This window comes from Streptomyces sp. NPDC102462 (assembly GCF_044765425.1).
Lineage (GTDB): Bacteria > Actinomycetota > Actinomycetes > Streptomycetales > Streptomycetaceae > Streptomyces.
Genome location: NZ_JBIWKB010000025.1, coordinates 53,202 through 69,299, shown reverse-complemented (window position 1 = coordinate 69,299; position 16,098 = coordinate 53,202). Strand labels below are relative to the sequence as shown.

The 16,098-nt window shown below is 71.8% G+C and carries 14 protein-coding genes; 5 read left to right on the top strand and 9 right to left on the bottom strand.

Annotated elements, in window-relative coordinates:
* Positions 1-19: 19 nt before the first annotated feature.
* The 5 genes from ACIRFL_RS22150 to ACIRFL_RS22130 form a co-directional block, all read right to left on the bottom strand.
* Entirely contained in the window at positions 20-868 is an 849-nt protein-coding gene (locus tag ACIRFL_RS22150; RefSeq protein ID WP_404030877.1) for a lysophospholipid acyltransferase family protein, read from the bottom strand.
* Positions 868-1,638, bottom strand: a complete 771-nt coding sequence (locus ACIRFL_RS22145; protein WP_404030875.1) for a GNAT family N-acetyltransferase — start codon at positions 1,636-1,638, stop codon at positions 868-870. Before ACIRFL_RS22145 ends, ACIRFL_RS22150 begins: the two co-directional genes overlap by 1 nt.
* A 422-nt stretch (positions 1,639-2,060) precedes the next feature.
* Positions 2,061-2,801 carry a succinate dehydrogenase/fumarate reductase iron-sulfur subunit gene (locus tag ACIRFL_RS22140; RefSeq protein WP_351739529.1) on the bottom strand — a complete coding sequence of 247 codons (741 nt, stop codon included), beginning with the start codon at positions 2,799-2,801 and terminating at the stop codon, positions 2,061-2,063.
* On the bottom strand, positions 2,798-4,756 hold the full coding sequence (locus ACIRFL_RS22135) for a fumarate reductase/succinate dehydrogenase flavoprotein subunit (protein WP_404030873.1): 1,959 nt from the start codon (positions 4,754-4,756) through the stop codon (positions 2,798-2,800). The genes ACIRFL_RS22140 and ACIRFL_RS22135 overlap by 4 nt, the downstream gene beginning before the upstream one ends.
* Position 4,757: 1 nt before the next feature.
* Entirely contained in the window at positions 4,758-5,429 is a 672-nt protein-coding gene (locus ACIRFL_RS22130) for a succinate dehydrogenase (RefSeq protein WP_404031029.1), read from the bottom strand.
* Positions 5,430-5,559: 130 nt separating this feature from the next.
* On the opposite strand from ACIRFL_RS22130, the gene ACIRFL_RS22125 reads away from it, so the two are divergent.
* The gene (locus ACIRFL_RS22125) at positions 5,560-6,447 is read left to right on the top strand and encodes a LysR family transcriptional regulator (protein WP_404030871.1); all 888 of its coding nucleotides are present in this window, start codon (positions 5,560-5,562) and stop codon (positions 6,445-6,447) included.
* Between the two features lie 781 nt (positions 6,448-7,228).
* Here ACIRFL_RS22125 and ACIRFL_RS22120 read toward each other — a convergent pair.
* The 3 genes from ACIRFL_RS22120 to ACIRFL_RS22110 form a co-directional block, all read right to left on the bottom strand.
* On the bottom strand, positions 7,229-9,373 hold the full coding sequence (locus ACIRFL_RS22120; protein WP_404030868.1) for a putative bifunctional diguanylate cyclase/phosphodiesterase: 2,145 nt from the start codon (positions 9,371-9,373) through the stop codon (positions 7,229-7,231).
* Complete coding sequence (locus ACIRFL_RS22115; RefSeq protein WP_404030865.1) at positions 9,370-10,185, bottom strand: SAM-dependent methyltransferase; 816 nt, start codon at positions 10,183-10,185, stop codon at positions 9,370-9,372. Before ACIRFL_RS22115 ends, ACIRFL_RS22120 begins: the two co-directional genes overlap by 4 nt.
* A gap of 303 nt (positions 10,186-10,488) precedes the next feature.
* Positions 10,489-11,445 carry an SCO0930 family lipoprotein gene (locus tag ACIRFL_RS22110; protein ID WP_404030862.1) on the bottom strand — a complete coding sequence of 319 codons (957 nt, stop codon included), beginning with the start codon at positions 11,443-11,445 and terminating at the stop codon, positions 10,489-10,491.
* 1,014 nt (positions 11,446-12,459) lie between these two features.
* Between ACIRFL_RS22110 and ACIRFL_RS22105 the strand changes: the two genes are divergently transcribed.
* The 3 genes from ACIRFL_RS22105 to ACIRFL_RS22095 all read left to right on the top strand — a co-directional run bounded on the left by ACIRFL_RS22105 (position 12,460) and on the right by ACIRFL_RS22095 (position 14,280).
* Entirely contained in the window at positions 12,460-12,672 is a 213-nt protein-coding gene (locus tag ACIRFL_RS22105) for a hypothetical protein (protein WP_404030859.1), read from the top strand.
* 57 nt (positions 12,673-12,729) lie between these two features.
* Complete coding sequence (locus ACIRFL_RS22100) at positions 12,730-13,494, top strand: hypothetical protein (RefSeq protein ID WP_404030856.1); 765 nt, start codon at positions 12,730-12,732, stop codon at positions 13,492-13,494.
* Positions 13,495-13,719: 225 nt separating this feature from the next.
* Entirely contained in the window at positions 13,720-14,280 is a 561-nt protein-coding gene (locus ACIRFL_RS22095; RefSeq protein ID WP_404030854.1) for a hypothetical protein, read from the top strand.
* Between the two features lie 122 nt (positions 14,281-14,402).
* Here ACIRFL_RS22095 and ACIRFL_RS22090 read toward each other — a convergent pair whose 3' ends face one another.
* The gene (locus tag ACIRFL_RS22090; protein ID WP_404030851.1) at positions 14,403-15,092 is read right to left on the bottom strand and encodes a hypothetical protein; all 690 of its coding nucleotides are present in this window, start codon (positions 15,090-15,092) and stop codon (positions 14,403-14,405) included.
* A 334-nt stretch (positions 15,093-15,426) separates the two neighbouring features.
* Between ACIRFL_RS22090 and ACIRFL_RS22085 the strand changes: the two genes are divergently transcribed.
* Positions 15,427-16,098, top strand: a complete 672-nt coding sequence (locus ACIRFL_RS22085) for a class F sortase (RefSeq protein WP_404030848.1) — start codon at positions 15,427-15,429, stop codon at positions 16,096-16,098.

The following is a 16,098-nucleotide window of genomic DNA, read 5'->3' as shown; positions in this document are numbered from 1 at the left end:
GACCGCGGCGGCTCCGGTCTCAGGCCGCGCGGGCGCCGAGCGCCGGTTCCACCCGTGAGGCGCCGGTGACCAGGGCCGCATGGGTCCAGCCGGGCTCGTGCGCGACCGGCTCGGCGGCACGGGCGAGAGAACGGCGGTCGGGATGGCTGCCCGCCGGGATCACCGGCCGGACCTCCACCTCGGCCACCAGGCCGCGCGATGTCGCCACCCGCCACAGGGAGGCGAGCAGCGTGTCCTCGCCGACGAAGGCCGGGGCGGTGCTCGCCGGGCCGCCCGCGACCCGGTAGTGCAGCCGCACCGGCTGGACCGGTACGTCCGCGTCGAGGGCGGCCTGGAAGACGGCTCGGTGGAAGCGGCCCTGGGCCCGCCCGCACCAGGTGCTGCCCTCGGGGAAGGCCACGACCGCGGCACCGCCGCGCAGCGACTGCGCGATGCGGGCGACGGTGCCTGGCAGGGCGCGCAGCCGGTCGCGTTCGATGAACAGGGCACCGGCCCGGGCCGCCAGGGCCCCGGCCACGGGCCACCGGCGGATCTCCGTCTTGGCGAGCATGCGCGCCGGGCGCACGGCGGCCAGCAACGGGATGTCCAGCCAGGAGATGTGGTTGGCCACCAGGAGCAGACCGCCGGTGGGCGCGGCGGTGCCGGTGATACGGACCTGGACCCCTGCGGCCCGCACGATCGCCCGGCACCACCGCCCGACCAGCCCGGCGGGGACCCTCCCGCCGAGCGGGGACAGCGCGATCCCGGTCAGCACCAGGACCACGACCCCGGTGATCCGCAGCACGGCGCGCGGTACGGCCGTGGCGGACCCCGTCGGCTCCACGCACGCCCCCGGGGTGCAGGGCGCGCTGGGCAGCCAGACGCTCATCAGGCCGGGACGAGCGAGAGGAAGTGCCGCAGATAGCGCGGGTTGACCCGGCGCATCGACAGCAGCACGTACAGGTCGGCGACCCCGAAGTCCGGGTCGTGCGCGGGCTCGGCGCACACCCAGGCGCCGAGCCGGAGATAGCCGCGCAGCAGCGCCGGCAGTTCGGTCCGCTCGGCCGGGGCCTCGGCGTTCGGCACCCACGGCAGCAGGGGCCGTACCCGGAACTCCTCGGGGGCCAGGTGCTTGGCGCTGACCCGGTGCCAGGTGGCGGAGGCGAGGGCGCCACCGTCGGCGAGCGGTATGGAGCAGCAGCCGGCCAGCCACTCGTGCCCGCGGTCCACCATGTAGCGGGCTATCCCGGCCCAGATCAGCCCGATGACGGTGCCGTCACGGTGGTCGGGGTGCACGCAGGAGCGGCCGACCTCGACCAGGCCCGGCCGGATGCCGTCGAGCGCGGTCAGATCGAACTCGCCCTCGGAGTAGAGTCGTCCGGCGACCGCGGCCCGGTCCGGCGGCAGCAGCCGGTAGGTGCCGACGACCTGCCCGGTGACGGTGTCGCGCACGAGCAGGTGGTCGCAGTACGCGTCGAAGGGGTCGATGTCGTGGCCCGGCTGCGGGGTGGACAGCAGGGCGCCCATCTCCCCGGCGAAGACCTCGTGCCGCAGCCGCTGGGCGGCACGCACGTCGGCCTCGTCGGCGGCGAGCGTGACGGTGTAGCGGGTGGGCGCCGCGGGCTGTGGGGGGCGGTCGAGGGTGGAAACGCCGGTCATGGCTCTCTCCTGGTCACGGGCCGGGTCGGCGGAGCGGACGGCGGACCGGTGGCGTTCGGTCTGCCGCCCCTGTTCTTCCGATGCCGACTGACCTCCGCGTGACCGGCGCAGAGAAACCGGGTGTGAGGTTGTTGAACGGCTCGCTCAGCGCCCCCGCACAAAGCGAGACGGGGCCGGTGAGCACCACTCCCGACCCCGCCCGTCCGCCCCAAGGCGAACGCTCCCAAAATCCCCTGCCCGACCGCCCCACCAGGGGCGCGAGGAACTACGCGACCAGCCACGACGCACCCGCACCCGAAAGGAATCGAAAGCCACCCCGATAGGGGCGCGGGGAACTGCGCGACCAGCCACAACACACCCGCACCCGAAACGAAACGAAAGCCCACCCCGATAGGGGCGCGGGGAACTGCGCAACCCCCGCGTTACCCCTTCCGCACGGCCCGCAACCACTCCTTGTTCATGCTGGTGATCGACATCAACGGAATGCCCTTGGGGCAGGCAGTGGCACACTCCCCGGCGAGCGTGCACCCACCGAACCCCTCCGCGTCCATCTGCGCCACCATGTCCAGCACGCGCGTCTCCCGCTCGGGCGCCCCCTGCGGCAGCACGTTGAGGTGGTTGACCTTGGCGGAGGTGAACAGCATCGCCGCCCCGTTGGGGCATGCGGCGACGCACGCCCCGCACCCGATGCACTCCGCGTGCTCGAACGCGAAGTCGGCGTCCGGCTTGGGCACGGGCGTCGCATGGGCCTCGGGCGCGGCCCCGGTCGGCGCCGTGATGTAGCCGCCGGCCTGGATGATCCGGTCGAACGCCGACCGGTCCACCACCAGATCCTTGATCACCGGGAACGCCGAGGCCCGCCACGGCTCGATGTCGATCGTGTCGCCGTCCTTGAAGGACCGCATGTGCAGCTGGCAGGTGGTGGTGCGCTCGGGTCCGTGCGCATCGCCGTTGATCACCAGGCTGCAGGCGCCGCAGATGCCCTCGCGGCAGTCGTGGTCGAAGGCGACCGGGTCCTCGCCCTTGAGGATGAGTTCCTCGTTGAGCGTGTCGAGCATTTCCAGGAAGGACATGTCGGAGGAGATCCCGTCCACCTCGTAGGTGGACATGGCGCCTTCGGCGTCGGCGTTGCGCTGCCGCCAGACGCGCAGGGTGAGCTTCATGCGTAGCTCCGCTGAGTGGGGTGGACGTACTCGAAGACCAGGTCTTCCTTGTGCAGGACGGGCGCCTCGCCGGTGCCGGTGAACTCCCAGGCGGCGGCGTAGGAGAACGCTTCGTCCTTGCGGGCCGCCTCGCCGTCGGGCGTCTGCGACTCCTCACGGAAGTGGCCGCCGCAGGACTCGTCGCGGTGCAGCGCGTCGAGGCACATCAGCTCGGCCAGTTCCAGGTAGTCGACGACGCGGTTGGCCTTCTCCAGCGACTGGTTGAACTCCTCGCCGGTGCCGGGGACCTTGATGCGCCGCCAGAACTCCTCACGGATCTGCGGGATGCGCTCCAGCGCCTTGCGCAGTCCGGCGTCGCTGCGTGCCATGCCGCAGAACTCCCACATGAGTTCGCCGAGTTCGCGGTGGAAGGAGTCCGGGGTGCGGTCGCCGTCGACGGAGAGCAGCAGGTTGAGGCGGTCCTCGGTCTCGGCCAGGGCCTCCTGGACGACGGGGTGTTCGGCGGTGACCGTCTCCTGGTGCGGATGGCGGGCCAGGTAGTCGTTGATGGTGGCCGGCAGCACGAAGTAGCCGTCCGCCAGCCCCTGCATCAGCGCCGACGCGCCGAGGCGGTTGGCGCCGTGGTCGGAGAAGTTGGCCTCGCCGATGGCGAACAGGCCGGGGACCGTGGTCTGCAGGTCGTAGTCGACCCACAGGCCGCCCATCGTGTAGTGCACGGCCGGGTAGATGCGCATCGGCACCTCGTACGGATCCTCGTCGGTGATCCGCTGGTACATGTCGAAGAGGTTGCCGTACTTGGCCTCGACGGCCTTGCGGCCCATCCGCTTGATCGCCTCGGCGAAGTCCAGGTACACGCCCTGCCCGCCGGGGCCCACTCCCCTGCCCTCGTCGCAGACGTTCTTGGCGGCGCGGGAGGCGATGTCGCGCGGCACCAGGTTGCCGAACGACGGGTAGATGCGTTCCAGGTAGTAGTCGCGCTCGTCCTCGGGGATCCGGTTCGGCGGGCGGGTGTCGCCCTTGGCCTTCGGCACCCAGATCCGGCCGTCGTTGCGCAGCGACTCGCTCATCAGGGTGAGCTTGGACTGGTGGTCCCCGGTGCGCGGGATGCACGTCGGGTGGATCTGGGTGAAGCACGGGTTGGCGAAGTAGGCGCCGCGGCGATGGGCCCGCCAGATCGCGGTGGCGTTGGAGTTCATGGCGTTGGTCGACAGGTAGAAGACGTTGCCGTAGCCGCCGCTGGCGAGGACGACGGCGTCGGCGACGTATGTGTCGATCTTTCCGGTGATCAGGTCACGGGCCACGATGCCGCGGGCCCGCCCGTCGATGACGATCAGGTCCAGCATCTCGGTGCGCGGATGCATCTCCACGTTCCCGGCGGCGATCTGCCGGGACAGCGCCTGGTAGGCGCCGAGCAGCAGTTGCTGGCCCGTCTGCCCGCGGGCGTAGAAGGTGCGGGAGACCTGGACGCCGCCGAAGGAGCGGGTGTCGAGCAGGCCGCCGTACTCGCGTGCGAACGGCACGCCCTGGGCCACACACTGGTCGATGATCTCCACGGAGATCTGGGCGAGGCGGTGCACGTTGGACTCGCGGGCGCGGAAGTCGCCGCCCTTGACGGTGTCGTAGAACAGCCGGTGGATCGAGTCGCCGTCGTTGCGGTAGTTCTTCGCGGCGTTGATGCCGCCCTGCGCGGCGATGGAGTGGGCGCGGCGCGGGGAGTCCTGGTAGCAGAACTGGACGACGTGGTAGCCCTGTTCGGCGAGTGTGGCGCCCGCGGAGCCGCCGGCGAGGCCGGTGCCGACGACGATGACCGTGTGCTTGCGGCGGTTGGCGGGGTTGACCAGCTTCGCCCCGAAGCGGCGCTTGTCCCAGCGCTCCTCGATCGGTCCGGTCGGGGCCTTGGTGTCGGCGACCGGCTCACCGGTCGCGTAGTCCGTGTAGGCGGTGGGGATGGTCATGTCAGCTCACCACTCCGGTCATGACGCCCACGGGTACGGCGATGAAGCCGGCCGTGAGCAGCAGCGCGAGGACGTTGGCGACGGTCTTCAGGGCGCGGTCGCGGGTGCGGCTGCCGACGCCGAGGGTCTGGGCGGCGCTCCAGAAGCCGTGCCGCACATGCAGGCCGAGCGCGAGCATCGCGACGATGTAGATGACGTTGCCGTACCAGGTGGAGAAGGTGTCGACGACGTTCTGGTACGGGTGGCCCTCCTGGAAGCCGCCGGAGTGCACGGTGCCGGTGGTCAGGTCCAGGACGTGCCAGACGATGAACAGGGCGAGGATGATCCCGCCCCAGCGCATGGTGCGCGTCGCGTAGCTCGCCCGCGGTTTCTTGTGTACATACCTGCTCGGGCGGGCCCTGAGGTCGCGGCGGCTGAGCTGGTACGCGGAGACGGCGTGCGCCACGACGGCGACGACGAGGACGACGCGGATGACCCACAGCGTCCACTCGTAGTGCATGAACGGCTCGCCGATGGTGCGCAGCCAGTGGCCGTAGCGGTTGAAGTCGCCCGGGCCGAAGAAGATCTTCAGATTGCCGAACATGTGGACGGCCAGGTACAGCAGCATGATCAGGCCGCTGACCGCCATCACGGTCTTCTTGCCGACGGAGCTGTCCCACATCGCGCGCGCCATGGACGGCCGTCGGTCCGTCCGCGTTGCCAGTGCCATGCACCGCACGCTAGGGCCGTTCGGCCCCATCGGTCCAAGACATGGTCCAGCTCGATTCCATAGGCACAGGCTATGACGGGGCTATGCTGACCGGGTGCAGTTCCAGCAGCTCCAGTACTTCGTTGCGGTCGCCGAGACCCGGCACTTCACCCGGGCCGCGGAACAGGTCCATGTCGCCCAGCCCTCACTGTCCCAGCAGATCAGGGCGCTGGAACGGGAGCTGGGGGCGGATCTGTTCCTGCGGGCCCGCGGCAACATCACGCTCACCGACGCCGGCGAGGCGCTGCTGCCGCTGGCCCGGCGGATCCTGGCCGACGCGGACACCGCCCGGCACGAGGTGCAGGAACTCGTGCAGCTGCGCGGCGGACGCGTGCGGCTGGGCGCCACCCCGAGCCTGTGCACCGGCCTGCTCCCGGACGTGCTGCGCGCCTTCCACGACCGCTACCCCGGCATCCGGCTGCTGATCGAGGAGGGCGGCTCGCACGACCTCGTGCGGGAGCTGGCGCGCGGCGCGCTCGATCTGGCGCTGGTCGTCCTGCCGCTGCCCACGCCGTCGCCGGCGCTGACCACGGTGGAGCTGCTGCGCGAGGACCTGGTGGTGGTCTCCTCGCCGGAGGCCCCGGCACCGGGCCGCGGCGGGCGCCGCCCCGTGCGGATCGCCGACCTCGAGGGTGCGCGCCTGGTGATGTTCCGGCACGGGTACGACCTGCGGGAGCTGACCGTCGCCGCGTGTCGCTCCGCTGGGTTCGAGCCGGATTTCGCGGTGGAGGGCGGTGAGATGGACGCGGTGCTGGGTTTTGTGCGGGCCGGGCTGGGGGTGGCCGTCGTGCCGCGGATGGTCGCTACCCGGTCGGGGCGGGGCCTGCGGGTCACTCCGTTGGCTCGGCCGGGGTTGCATCGGACGATTGCGCTGGCGCACCGCAGTGACGTGGCGCCGCCGCGGGCTGCTCGGGAGTTGCAGCGGATGTTGCTTGAGCGGTAACTGTGGCTGCGCCGCCTTGGCATGAGGGTTGCGGGTGGGGCGGTGTTGTTCGAGGGTGCGGGTGGGTGGGGTGCGGGTTTTTGCGCAGTTCCCCGCGCCCCTGAAGCCGTCGCGCCGGATCGCTTCAGCGCCATCGGGGGGTGCGGGGCGGTGGGGGTGCGCGTTTTTTGCGCAGTTCCCCGCGCGCCCCTTCGCCGCAGCGCCGAATCACTCGCGCGGCAACGGCGAGTGCGGGGCCGTGGGGGTGCGCGCTTTTCGCGCAGTTCCCCGCGCCCCTGAAGCCGACGCGCCGGATCGCTTCAGCGCCATCGGGGGGTGCGGGGCGGTGGGGGTGCGCGTTTTTTGCGCAGTTCCCCGCGACCCTTCGCCGCAGCGCCGAATCGCTCGCGCGGCAACGGCGAGTGCGGGGCCGTGGGGGTGCGCGCTTTTCGCGCAGTTCCCCGCGCCCCTGAAGCCGACGCGCCGGATCGCTTCTGCGCCATCGGGGGGTGCGGGGCGGTGGGGGTGCGCGTTTTTTGCGCAGTTCCCCGCGCCCCTTCGCCGCAGCGCCGAATCACTCGCGCGGCATCGGCGAGTGCCGGTGCGTCGGGGTAGCTCGCGCCGTTCCCCGCGCCCCTGAAGCCGTCGCGCCGGATCGCTTCAGCGCCATCGGGGGGTGCGGGGCGGTGGGGGTGCGCGTTTTTTTGCGCAGTTCCCCGCGACCCTTCGCCGCAGTGCCGGATCGCTTGCGCGGCATCGGGCACTGCGGGGGCGGGAAGGTATGCGGAAAGTGCCTCGCTTGCTAGTTCGTTGCGTCTGCCAGGGCCAGGTGGTGTAGGCGGTCCGGGGGGCCGGGGCGGGCGTAGTACCAGCCCTGGGCCGTGTCGCAGCCCAGTATGCGTAGTTGTTCGGCCTGTGCGCCGGTCTCCACGCCCTCCACGGTGACCGCCAGGTCAAGGCTGTGGGCGAGCGAAACGATCCCCTCGACGATCTTGAGGTCGACGGGGTCGGCCGGGAACCGCTGCATGCTCTGGGTGAAGGAACGGTCCAGCTTGAGGACGCTCACCGGCAGACGGCGCAGGTTGGCGAGGTTGGAGTAGCCGGTGCCGAAGTCGTCCAGGGCGATGTCCACGCCCATCTCGGCCAGCCGACGCAGCGGCTTGAGCAGGTCGTCGTCGGCGCCGATCAGCGCGGACTCGGTGACCTCCAGGCACAGCGCGTCCGGCGCGACACCGGTGCGCTCCAGGATCTCCACCGTGTCCTGGACCAGACCGGGATGGCTCAGCTGGCAGGGCGAGAGATTGACGTTGATGCGCAGCGGGCCGCTCGGCGTCTGCTCGCCGTACCGTTCCCGCCACTCGCGTGCCTGGCGCACCGACTGTTCCAGGACCCAGCGGCCCAGCGGAACGATCAGCCCCGTGTGCTCGGCGAGGGGGATGAACCGGTCGGGTCCGATGACCCCGTGCTGCGGATGCAGCCAGCGGACCAGCGCCTCGGCCCCGCGGACGCTGCCGTCGCCGAGGTGCACCAGCGGCTGGTACTCGATGAAGAACTCGCCGCGTTCCAGGGCCGCGGGCAGCGCCGTGGTCAGCCCGTGCCGGGTGATGGCGCGGGCGTCGGCCTCCGCGTCGGCCAGCTCGAAGCGGTTGCCGCCCGCCGACTTGGCCCGGTACATGGTGATGTCGGCGCTGCGCAGCACCTCCGCGGCGGTACGCTCGCCCGCCGCGCCCTCCACGATGCCGATGCTGCCCCGCACCAGCAGCTCACGGCCGTCGACGCTGACCGGGGTGACGAGGGCGTTCATGATGCGCTCGGCCAGCTCGTCGACCTCCCGCTCGGTGTCGGGCCCGGTGGTCAGCGCCACGAACTCGTCGCCGCCGAGCCGGGCGACCATCTCGCCGGGCGCGGTGGCGCACGCCTGCAGCCGGTCGGCGACCTCGACCAGCAGCCGGTCGCCTGCCGCGTGACCCAGGCTGTCGTTGATGGTCTTGAAGCCGTCCAGGTCCAGGTAGCACAGGCCGAAGCGCTGGCCCTCGCCCGCGCCGAGCACCTTCTCCAGGCGTTCGAAGAACAGGGTGCGGTTGGGCAGTCCGGTGAGCGCGTCGTGCGTGGCCTCGTAGCGCAGCCGCAGGTTGAGCAGCCGCCGCTCGGTGGTGTCCTCCATGAGCGCGAGCTGGTACTGCGGGTTGCCGTCCGCGTCGCGCAGCAGGGAGACCGTGAGATTGGTCCACAGCACCGTGCCGTCGGTGCGGTTGAACGCCTTCTCCACGTGGTAGTGCTCGCGCTCGCCCCGCACGAGTTCGTCGTAGAGCCGCCAGATCTGCGGCGCGTCCTCGGGGTGCGTCCACTCCGGTACCCGGCGGCCGCGCAGCGCCTGTTCGGAGAGCCCGAACATGCGCAGCAGCGCCTCGTTGACCTGGAGCAGCCGGCCTTCGAGGTCGGCGATGCCGATCCCTATGGCCGCGCCCTCGAACACCGCCCGGAACCGGGCCTCGCTGGCGTGCAGGGCCTTCGCCACCACGCCCTGGGCCTGCAACGCGGCCCGGGCGATGGCCTCCTGCTCGGCCAGGGTCCGCTCGCGCAGCGCCTGCGCGAACCCGGCCGCCATGGCGTGCTGCAACCGGGAGCAGCGCATGCGCAGTTCGTCCTGCGGCCCGTCCTCGCCGCAGTACAGCACCAGGTAGGCGTCGACGCAGTCCAGGGTGCGGGTCAGCGCCTCCGGGTCGGTGCAGTGCGCGTCGATCAGCGCGGCGCCGACCGCCTTCGCCTCCTCTGCGTCGAAGCCGTGCCGGCGCAGCGCACGGCTCAGCCGGCGCGCGAGCGGCAGGAGTTGTTCCTCGAACTCCGGCCGGGTCAGCGACGTCGAGGTCACCGGGAACACGGCCCGGCTCCAGATGGTCGCGAACCGCCGCAGTCTGTCCTCCGGCCCGTCCGGCTCCGCGCTCACGCCGTACGCCCCACGCCCGCGAAGCCGGAGAAGGCGAACGGATCCTCGTCGTCCGGGTCCTCCGGCTCAGGGCGCCAGCGCGGCATCGCCACCAGTCCGGGTTCCACCATGTCGTACCCCTCGAAGAACCGCGCGATCTCCTCGCGCGAGCGCATGATCAGCGGGTTGCGAATGTCCTTGTACACGTCGACCGCTCCCGCGGCCCGTTCGGGCGGCAGCGGGATTCCCTCGTACGAGGCATGGGTGAGGATCAGCAGGCTGCCCGGCGCGAATGCCTCGCGCAGCTCGGCCACCGCACCGTAGGGGTCGTCCGCGTCTTCCACGAAGTGCAGTATGGCAACGAGCAGCAGCGCCACTGGCCGATTCAAGTCGATCAGTGACCGGACCTCGGGGCTCGACAGGATGTCCTGGGGCTTGCGGAGGTCCGCGGCGACGACGCCCGCGTTCTCGTTGCCCGCCAGCACCGCCTGACTGTGCGCCACCGCCACCGGGTCGTGGTCGACGTACACCACGCGGGCGCCCGGCAGGGCCGCCCCGGCCACCTCGTGGACGTTGCCGAACGCGGGGATGCCGGAGCCGATGTCGAGGAACTGGGTGATGCCCTCCCGCACCGCGAAGCGCACGGCGCGGCGCATGAACGCCCGGTTCGCCTGCATGATCTTGGGGAGTTCCGGCAGGAACTCCATTGCCTTGCGGGCCGCCTCCCGGTCGACCTCGAAGTTGTAGGAACCGCCCAGGTAGTAGTCGTGGATACGCGCGACGCTCGGCACCGTGATGTCGATGCTCCGTGGAGCCCAGGCGGGACGCTCCATGTATCTCTCCAAGGCGTAGGCGATCCGGTGTTCGAGCTGAGGCTACTGATCGCCCGCCAATGGAGCGACCCGAAACGGAAATTGACCATCCGTTCCCGGTCACTGCCTGCGGCACGTGCCGGAACGACGACGCTGCGTGACGGCGCCGTCGCGCAGCGGTCCGCCCCCTCCGTGCGGTGCGAAGGGGGCGGACCCGTGGTCGTGCGCCTGTCGTGCGTCCGGCACTCGCTTGCCGTCGTCCCTCCCTTCCGCGGTGGTCCGATGCTGACTGGGGTGGGGAGATCAACCCTGGGGCGGTGATCCCTACTTGGGCGCGCCGACCGGCTTGCCGTCGGGCGCGACGGCGTACCAGGTGCCGCCCACGCCCTGACCGTTGGTGTCCCCCGGGGCCTCGTCACCGGCGAAGGTGTAGATCGGCCAGCAGTCGACGGTCATCTGCCTGGCGCCGTCGGACCGGGTGAAGCCCATCAGGCCCTTCTTCTCGACGCCCTTGGTGTCGTCGGCGTCGACCGGAGCGACCGCCGGCCACTTCGCCAGGCAGTCCCCGGTGCAGTTCGAGACGGGCTTGGGCCACGCCTTGTCCTTCATGAAGCGGTAGACCGTCATACCGTTCTTGTCGACGACGATCTCGCCCAGCTTGGGGTCCTTGCGGGTGGACAGGCCGGGCAGGTCCGACTGGGCCGCCTTCTTGCCGTCGGGGGCGAGCGCGAACCACTTGCCGCCCACGCCCTGGCCGTTGACGTCGCCGACGTTGACGTCCTTCGCGTACCGGTAGGCGGGCCAGCCTCCCACGGTCAGCTGCTTGCTGCCGTCGGCGCGGGTCACCTCGCCGAGCAGGGCCTTGTCGATGCCGGTACCGGCGCTCGCGTCGTCCGCGGGCACCGGCGGCCAGGTCGTGGCGCAGTCGCCGTCGCAGTTCGACCTGGGCGGCTTGGCGGTGTCCTGGTCGAAGCGGTAGAGGGTGAGGCCCGAGCCGTCGGTCAGGACCTTGCCCAGCTCGGGGTTGGCGGCGACCGTGAGGGCTCCCGCGGGCGCGGCCGGGGTCGGGGAGCTGGAACTCTGGCTGCCGTCGGCGCCGTAGCCGTTGCCCGCGCCGGTCCCCGTGCCGGCGCCGCCGTATCCGCCCGCCGGGGCCGTGGCCCCGACGTTCTGGGCCGCCGACGAGGGGGTGGTGACATTGTCCTGACCGCACGCCGTCGTCAGTGCCAGCACCGAAGCGGCCGTCGCCACCAGTGAGGCGGCCCGCCACGAGGTCTTCATCGTCAACTCCCCATTATCGCCTGGATATTGCAGCGCCCGCTGCGCCGCCGCACGACACTGGGTACGGACGCGACGGGTCCCCGTGTTCAACCGCCCAGAAGATTTCTTGACCCGGCCCGCACCAGACCACCCCGGATGCCGACGTCTCCGGTCCCGGGCCGACCCTGCCGGATGTGCCGCACAGTGTCGTCGGTTGTCTGCGGCACCGTCGTGGCTGATCGCGCCCGCGCGCCGGAGCCGCAATTCGATACCGCCCCGCGCCCCTTCGGCGCGTTGCCGAACCGCAAGGGACTTCGCCGGGGCCGTCCTCCTGGCTCCTCCCCGCCACACCACCATGGACGCCGAGGCACGGGCGTCTCCGGGCGCGGGCCGTTCTCCGGTGCGGGACGCCGACGGCAGGTGACGGTGGCCTGCACCTGCGGCAGCATCGTGGCTGATCGCGCCCGCGCGGCGGAGCCGCAAATCGACACAGCCCCGCGCCCCTTCGAGGCGCCGCCGAATCGCAAGGCGGTGGGGCGCACAGGCGTGCGGGCTGAGTGGGGTGTGGGGGGCCGGTGTTTCAAACCGCCCGAAAGTCGCTTACCCCCTTCGAGGCAATCCGCGGGCTCTGCGGCGTGGCCGGACTCCGCACACCCCATGCTCTCGGTCGTGCATGGACCCGAAGCGACCCGATTCCCGCCCGCGGCAAGGACATTGGCCCTGGTGACGCTGGTGTGGGCCTTCGTGGGCTGTCCGGCCGGCACGGCCCGGGGCGACGCCTGCGCCTACGCCTCGACGGGCCCGGAGGGCACGGTGGCGGTGGCCGTCGCGGGCGGCTCCTGGCCGATTCCTCCGGGCTGTCCCACGCCCACGCCTCCGCCCCGCCCCACGCCCACACCGACGCCCACTCCGACACCGCCGCCACCCCCGTCACCACCGCCGAAACCCACGCCACCGAAGCCCACGCCCGAACCGCCGCCACCGCCGAAGCCGAAACCGCCGGCCCCGCCGCGGCCGGCCCCCACCGCGACGCCGATGCCGACACCGACGCCGACCCGTACCCCGGCTCCCGCACCCCGCCCGTCGGCCGAGCCCGCCCCGCGGTCCTCCGCGACCCCGGTCCACTATCCGCGCCACCACCCCCGGCCGGCCGGCCTCCCGGCGCCCGACCGGACCTCCCCGGTCACCTACGTCCTGCTCATCGCCATCCCCGCGATCGTCGCCGTCGCCGCACTGCGTCCCCGCTGACACCGGGACCGCCGGCACCTCGATCCGCTTCGATCCGCTCGTACCTGGAGGCACCTGTTGTCGGATTGGCTTGTTCTCGTCCTCGCGATGCTGGGCGCGTGCGCCGTGGTGGTCGTCATCACCCTGGTGCGGCACCGGACCGCCGCCGAGGACGACGACCCCAGCGAGACCCCCGACGTCATCGAGTACATGACCATGTGGATCGGCGTCGTCTACGCCATCGTCCTCGGCCTGGCCATCGCCGGGGTCTGGGAGGCCCGCAGCGCCGCCCAGGACCATGTGCAGGCGGAGGCCCAGGCGCTGCACGAGATCTCGGAACGGGTCCGGGTCTACCCGCCCGACATCCGCGACGGCATTCGGACCGATGTCAACGCCTATGTCGGACACGTCGTCCGCACCGAGTGGAGGACGATGGAGCGCGAGGACCGCCTCACCGACACCGGCACCAGGCTGCTCGACCGCATCCGCCGCGATGTCACCGACTACCAGCCGAGGACGGACTTCGAGGCGCAGGCCTACCAACCGCTCGTCGACCAGGTGACGGCGGTGGACCAGGCGCGCAGCGCCCGCGCCGAGTCCACGGGGGCCACGATGCCCGGCGTGGTGTGGTTCGGGCTGTTCTTCGGAGCGGTGGTCACCATCGGCATGGTGTTCGCCCTGCAGATCCGGCGCACCCCGCGGGAACTCGTCCTCGCCGGGCTGTTCTCCGCCACGATCGCGTTCATGCTCTTCTTGATCTGGATCTTCGACTCCCCCTACAGCCGGGGCATGGACGCGACGGCACAGCCGTTCCTTGACCTCTTCCCGAACATCAAGGGCTGAGGGACCGGACCTCCGCCACGGAGGACCGCCAGGGGGCGTGCGCGCCGCACCGCGCACGCCCCGTCCACAGCGGGGATTTCGCCCGGACGGCCGACACGGATGACCCGTTCGCGCTACTGGGTTCGCGCACCCGCGCGAACATTCCTAGCGTTCCGGACATCGAGGTGCACGCACGGCGCAGGCGGCAGAGGCCGCGGGCTGCTCCTCGGGGACCGGAGGAAACACATGCGCGCGATACGCGTCGCTTCGGCCGCACTGCTGGGCACCGGCGCCCTCGTCCTGTGCGCCCCGGCCGCCGTGGCGGAGGACGGTGGCGGCCACGGCGTCACGCCGTTCGGTTTCGGGGTCGAACCGTCCACCATCACCGCGGGCAGCAAGGTCACCCTGCGCCTGGACCGCAACGACGGCTGCAAGGGCGGCGCCACGGTCGCCTCCGAGGTCTTCGAGACGGTCCGCATCCCGTCGGGGCGTTCGTCGGCCACGACCACGATCGGCCCGGACGTCAGGTCCGGCTCCTCGTACCGGGTGACGTTCAGCTGCGACGGGGCGACCGGCTCGACGAACCTGAAGATCGCCGAAGGGCGTGCCGACGGCGGGCCGGCCGTCCAGCCGCCCGGGGACGACGGCCTCACGGGCACGCCGGTCCCGGGCGCGGTGCAGGCCGGCGACGGCGGCAGCATCGCCGGGTTCGACCTCGGGCAGATCGGCCTGGGCACGGTGCTGACCGCCGGGGCGGTCGCCGCGGCCTGGCGGCTGGCGCACCGCCGCACCGGCGACGAGAGCTGACCGTGCCGCCCGGACCACGCTCCCGGACCTGCGCCCCGATCCGCCACGGGATCCTGGGCGAAGGTCCGGCCGCGTGCGCTCCGTTCCGCGCGTGGTGGCCGCCCGGCAGGGTGGTCGCCGGGTCAGATCCGCTTCTCGTGCCGACGGCGCACCCAGAACACGCCGCCGCCGATCACGCCCGCCGCCACCAGGCCGCCGCCGATGGCCATGTCGGCCGGGGCCGCTCCGGAGGTGACGGAGCCTCCGAAACCGCCGTGGACCGGGCCCGGCCTGATCTCGTTTCCGGGCCGAATGCCCTCACGGCCGAGCCCTTCACGGCCGAGCCCTTCACGACCAAGGCCCTCACGACCGAACCCTTCACGGCCAAGGCCCTCACGGCCGAGCCCTTCACGGCCGAGCCCTTCGCGGCCAAGGCCCTCACGGCCGAAGCCCTCGCGGCCGTTGCCCGGGCGCAAGCCGTTGTTGCCGGGAAAGAAGCCGCCGCCCGGAACGACGAGGCCCGGGCCGACCCCGCCCGGCGCGAACCCACCGCCCGGAAAGTAGCCGCCACCGGGAAAGTAGCCGCCACCGGGAAAGACGCCACCCGGGCCGACTCCGCCCGGAAAGACTCCACCGCCCGGAAAGACGCCACCACCTGGAAGGACGCCGCCCGGGGCGACTCCACCGCCCGGCAGGACTCCGGTGCCGTTGACGCCGCCGGTGTTGCTCGGTCCGCCCCCGTTGCCCACGCCGTCCGCGACGGCCGTGGGGGCGGCGAGCCCGAGGACGGCGACGGCGAGGGCCGTGGCCGCCAGGGCGCGAGTGTTACCCATGTGATCCTCCGCGAGAGGCACCCCGGGACCCGTCCCCGGTCGATCGGCGAAAAAGCACCTCCGGGGTAGACCTTCGGATGAGCGGAACACGCCCGCATGTCGAGAATGCTCCGTCCCGGTGATCAAATACGCGGAACCAAAAGCGCACAATCGGATGTTGTCCCAGGTCACGGACCGTCAGAAAAATTCCTCTCGGCCACACCTCGGATGGCGCACCCAAGGGCGCCCCGGTCACCCGTTCGCCCTCGCCCCCGTCGCCGCCCGTCCGCGCGCGACTTAGCGTTCTCGTATGCGTGGATGACGCGGCGTCGGCCGCGCCGAGAGGGGATGGCGAATGTCTGCGTTCGAGCTGTCCGAGCTTCCCGAAGAGGAGGAACGGCGCAGGAAGCGCGCTCCGTGGGGCGTGATAGCACTTGTTCTGCTGACCGGTCTCGCGCTCATCCGCAACGGGTCGGGCGAGTTCGACGTCGGACCGCCGCAGCCCGCGCAGAACGCGGCCGCCGACAGCCCCGTACCCGGCACCGGCTTCGCCGGCGCGGCGGACGCGCTGCCGTTCTCCGCCGCGGAGCGGGTGATGATCCCGGCGATCCGGGTGGACGCCCCGGTCATGCCGGTCGGCCTGGACGCGGACGGCTGGGTGACCGCGCCGCCGCCGGAGGATGCGAACCTGGCCGGCTGGTACACGGGTGCCGTCTCGCCCGGTGAGAAGGGGACGTCCGTCATCGTCGGCCATGTGGACAACACGTCCGGCCCCGCGGTGTTCTACGGACTGGGATCGCTGAAGAAGGGAAACCGGATCGAGGTCCGGCGCAAGGACCGGAAGACGGCGGTCTTCGAGATCTACGGTGTCGAGGTCTTCGCGAAGAACGGCTTCCCGGGCGACCGGGTCTACGGCTCCAAGGGCACGCCCGAACTCCGGGTGATCACCTGCGGAGGCGGGTTCTCCAAGCAGAACGGCTACGACGGGAACGTCGTCGTCTTCGCCCGCCTGGCCGAGGTCCGCTGA

Coding starts and splice junctions, on each gene's coding strand:
- ACIRFL_RS22150 (WP_404030877.1), bottom strand. CDS start 868: ATGAGCGTCTGGCTGCCCAGCGCGCCCTGCACCCCGGGGGCGTGCGTG.
- ACIRFL_RS22145 (WP_404030875.1), bottom strand. CDS start 1,638: ATGACCGGCGTTTCCACCCTCGACCGCCCCCCACAGCCCGCGGCGCCC.
- ACIRFL_RS22140 (WP_351739529.1), bottom strand. CDS start 2,801: ATGAAGCTCACCCTGCGCGTCTGGCGGCAGCGCAACGCCGACGCCGAA.
- ACIRFL_RS22135 (WP_404030873.1), bottom strand. CDS start 4,756: ATGACCATCCCCACCGCCTACACGGACTACGCGACCGGTGAGCCGGTC.
- ACIRFL_RS22130 (WP_404031029.1), bottom strand. CDS start 5,429: ATGGCGCGCGCGATGTGGGACAGCTCCGTCGGCAAGAAGACCGTGATG.
- ACIRFL_RS22115 (WP_404030865.1), bottom strand. CDS start 10,185: ATGGAGCGTCCCGCCTGGGCTCCACGGAGCATCGACATCACGGTGCCG.
- ACIRFL_RS22110 (WP_404030862.1), bottom strand. CDS start 11,445: ATGAAGACCTCGTGGCGGGCCGCCTCACTGGTGGCGACGGCCGCTTCG.
- ACIRFL_RS22105 (WP_404030859.1), top strand. CDS start 12,460: ATGCCGACACCGACGCCGACCCGTACCCCGGCTCCCGCACCCCGCCCG.
- ACIRFL_RS22095 (WP_404030854.1), top strand. CDS start 13,720: ATGCGCGCGATACGCGTCGCTTCGGCCGCACTGCTGGGCACCGGCGCC.
- ACIRFL_RS22090 (WP_404030851.1), bottom strand. CDS start 15,092: ATGGGTAACACTCGCGCCCTGGCGGCCACGGCCCTCGCCGTCGCCGTC.
- ACIRFL_RS22085 (WP_404030848.1), top strand. CDS start 15,427: ATGTCTGCGTTCGAGCTGTCCGAGCTTCCCGAAGAGGAGGAACGGCGC.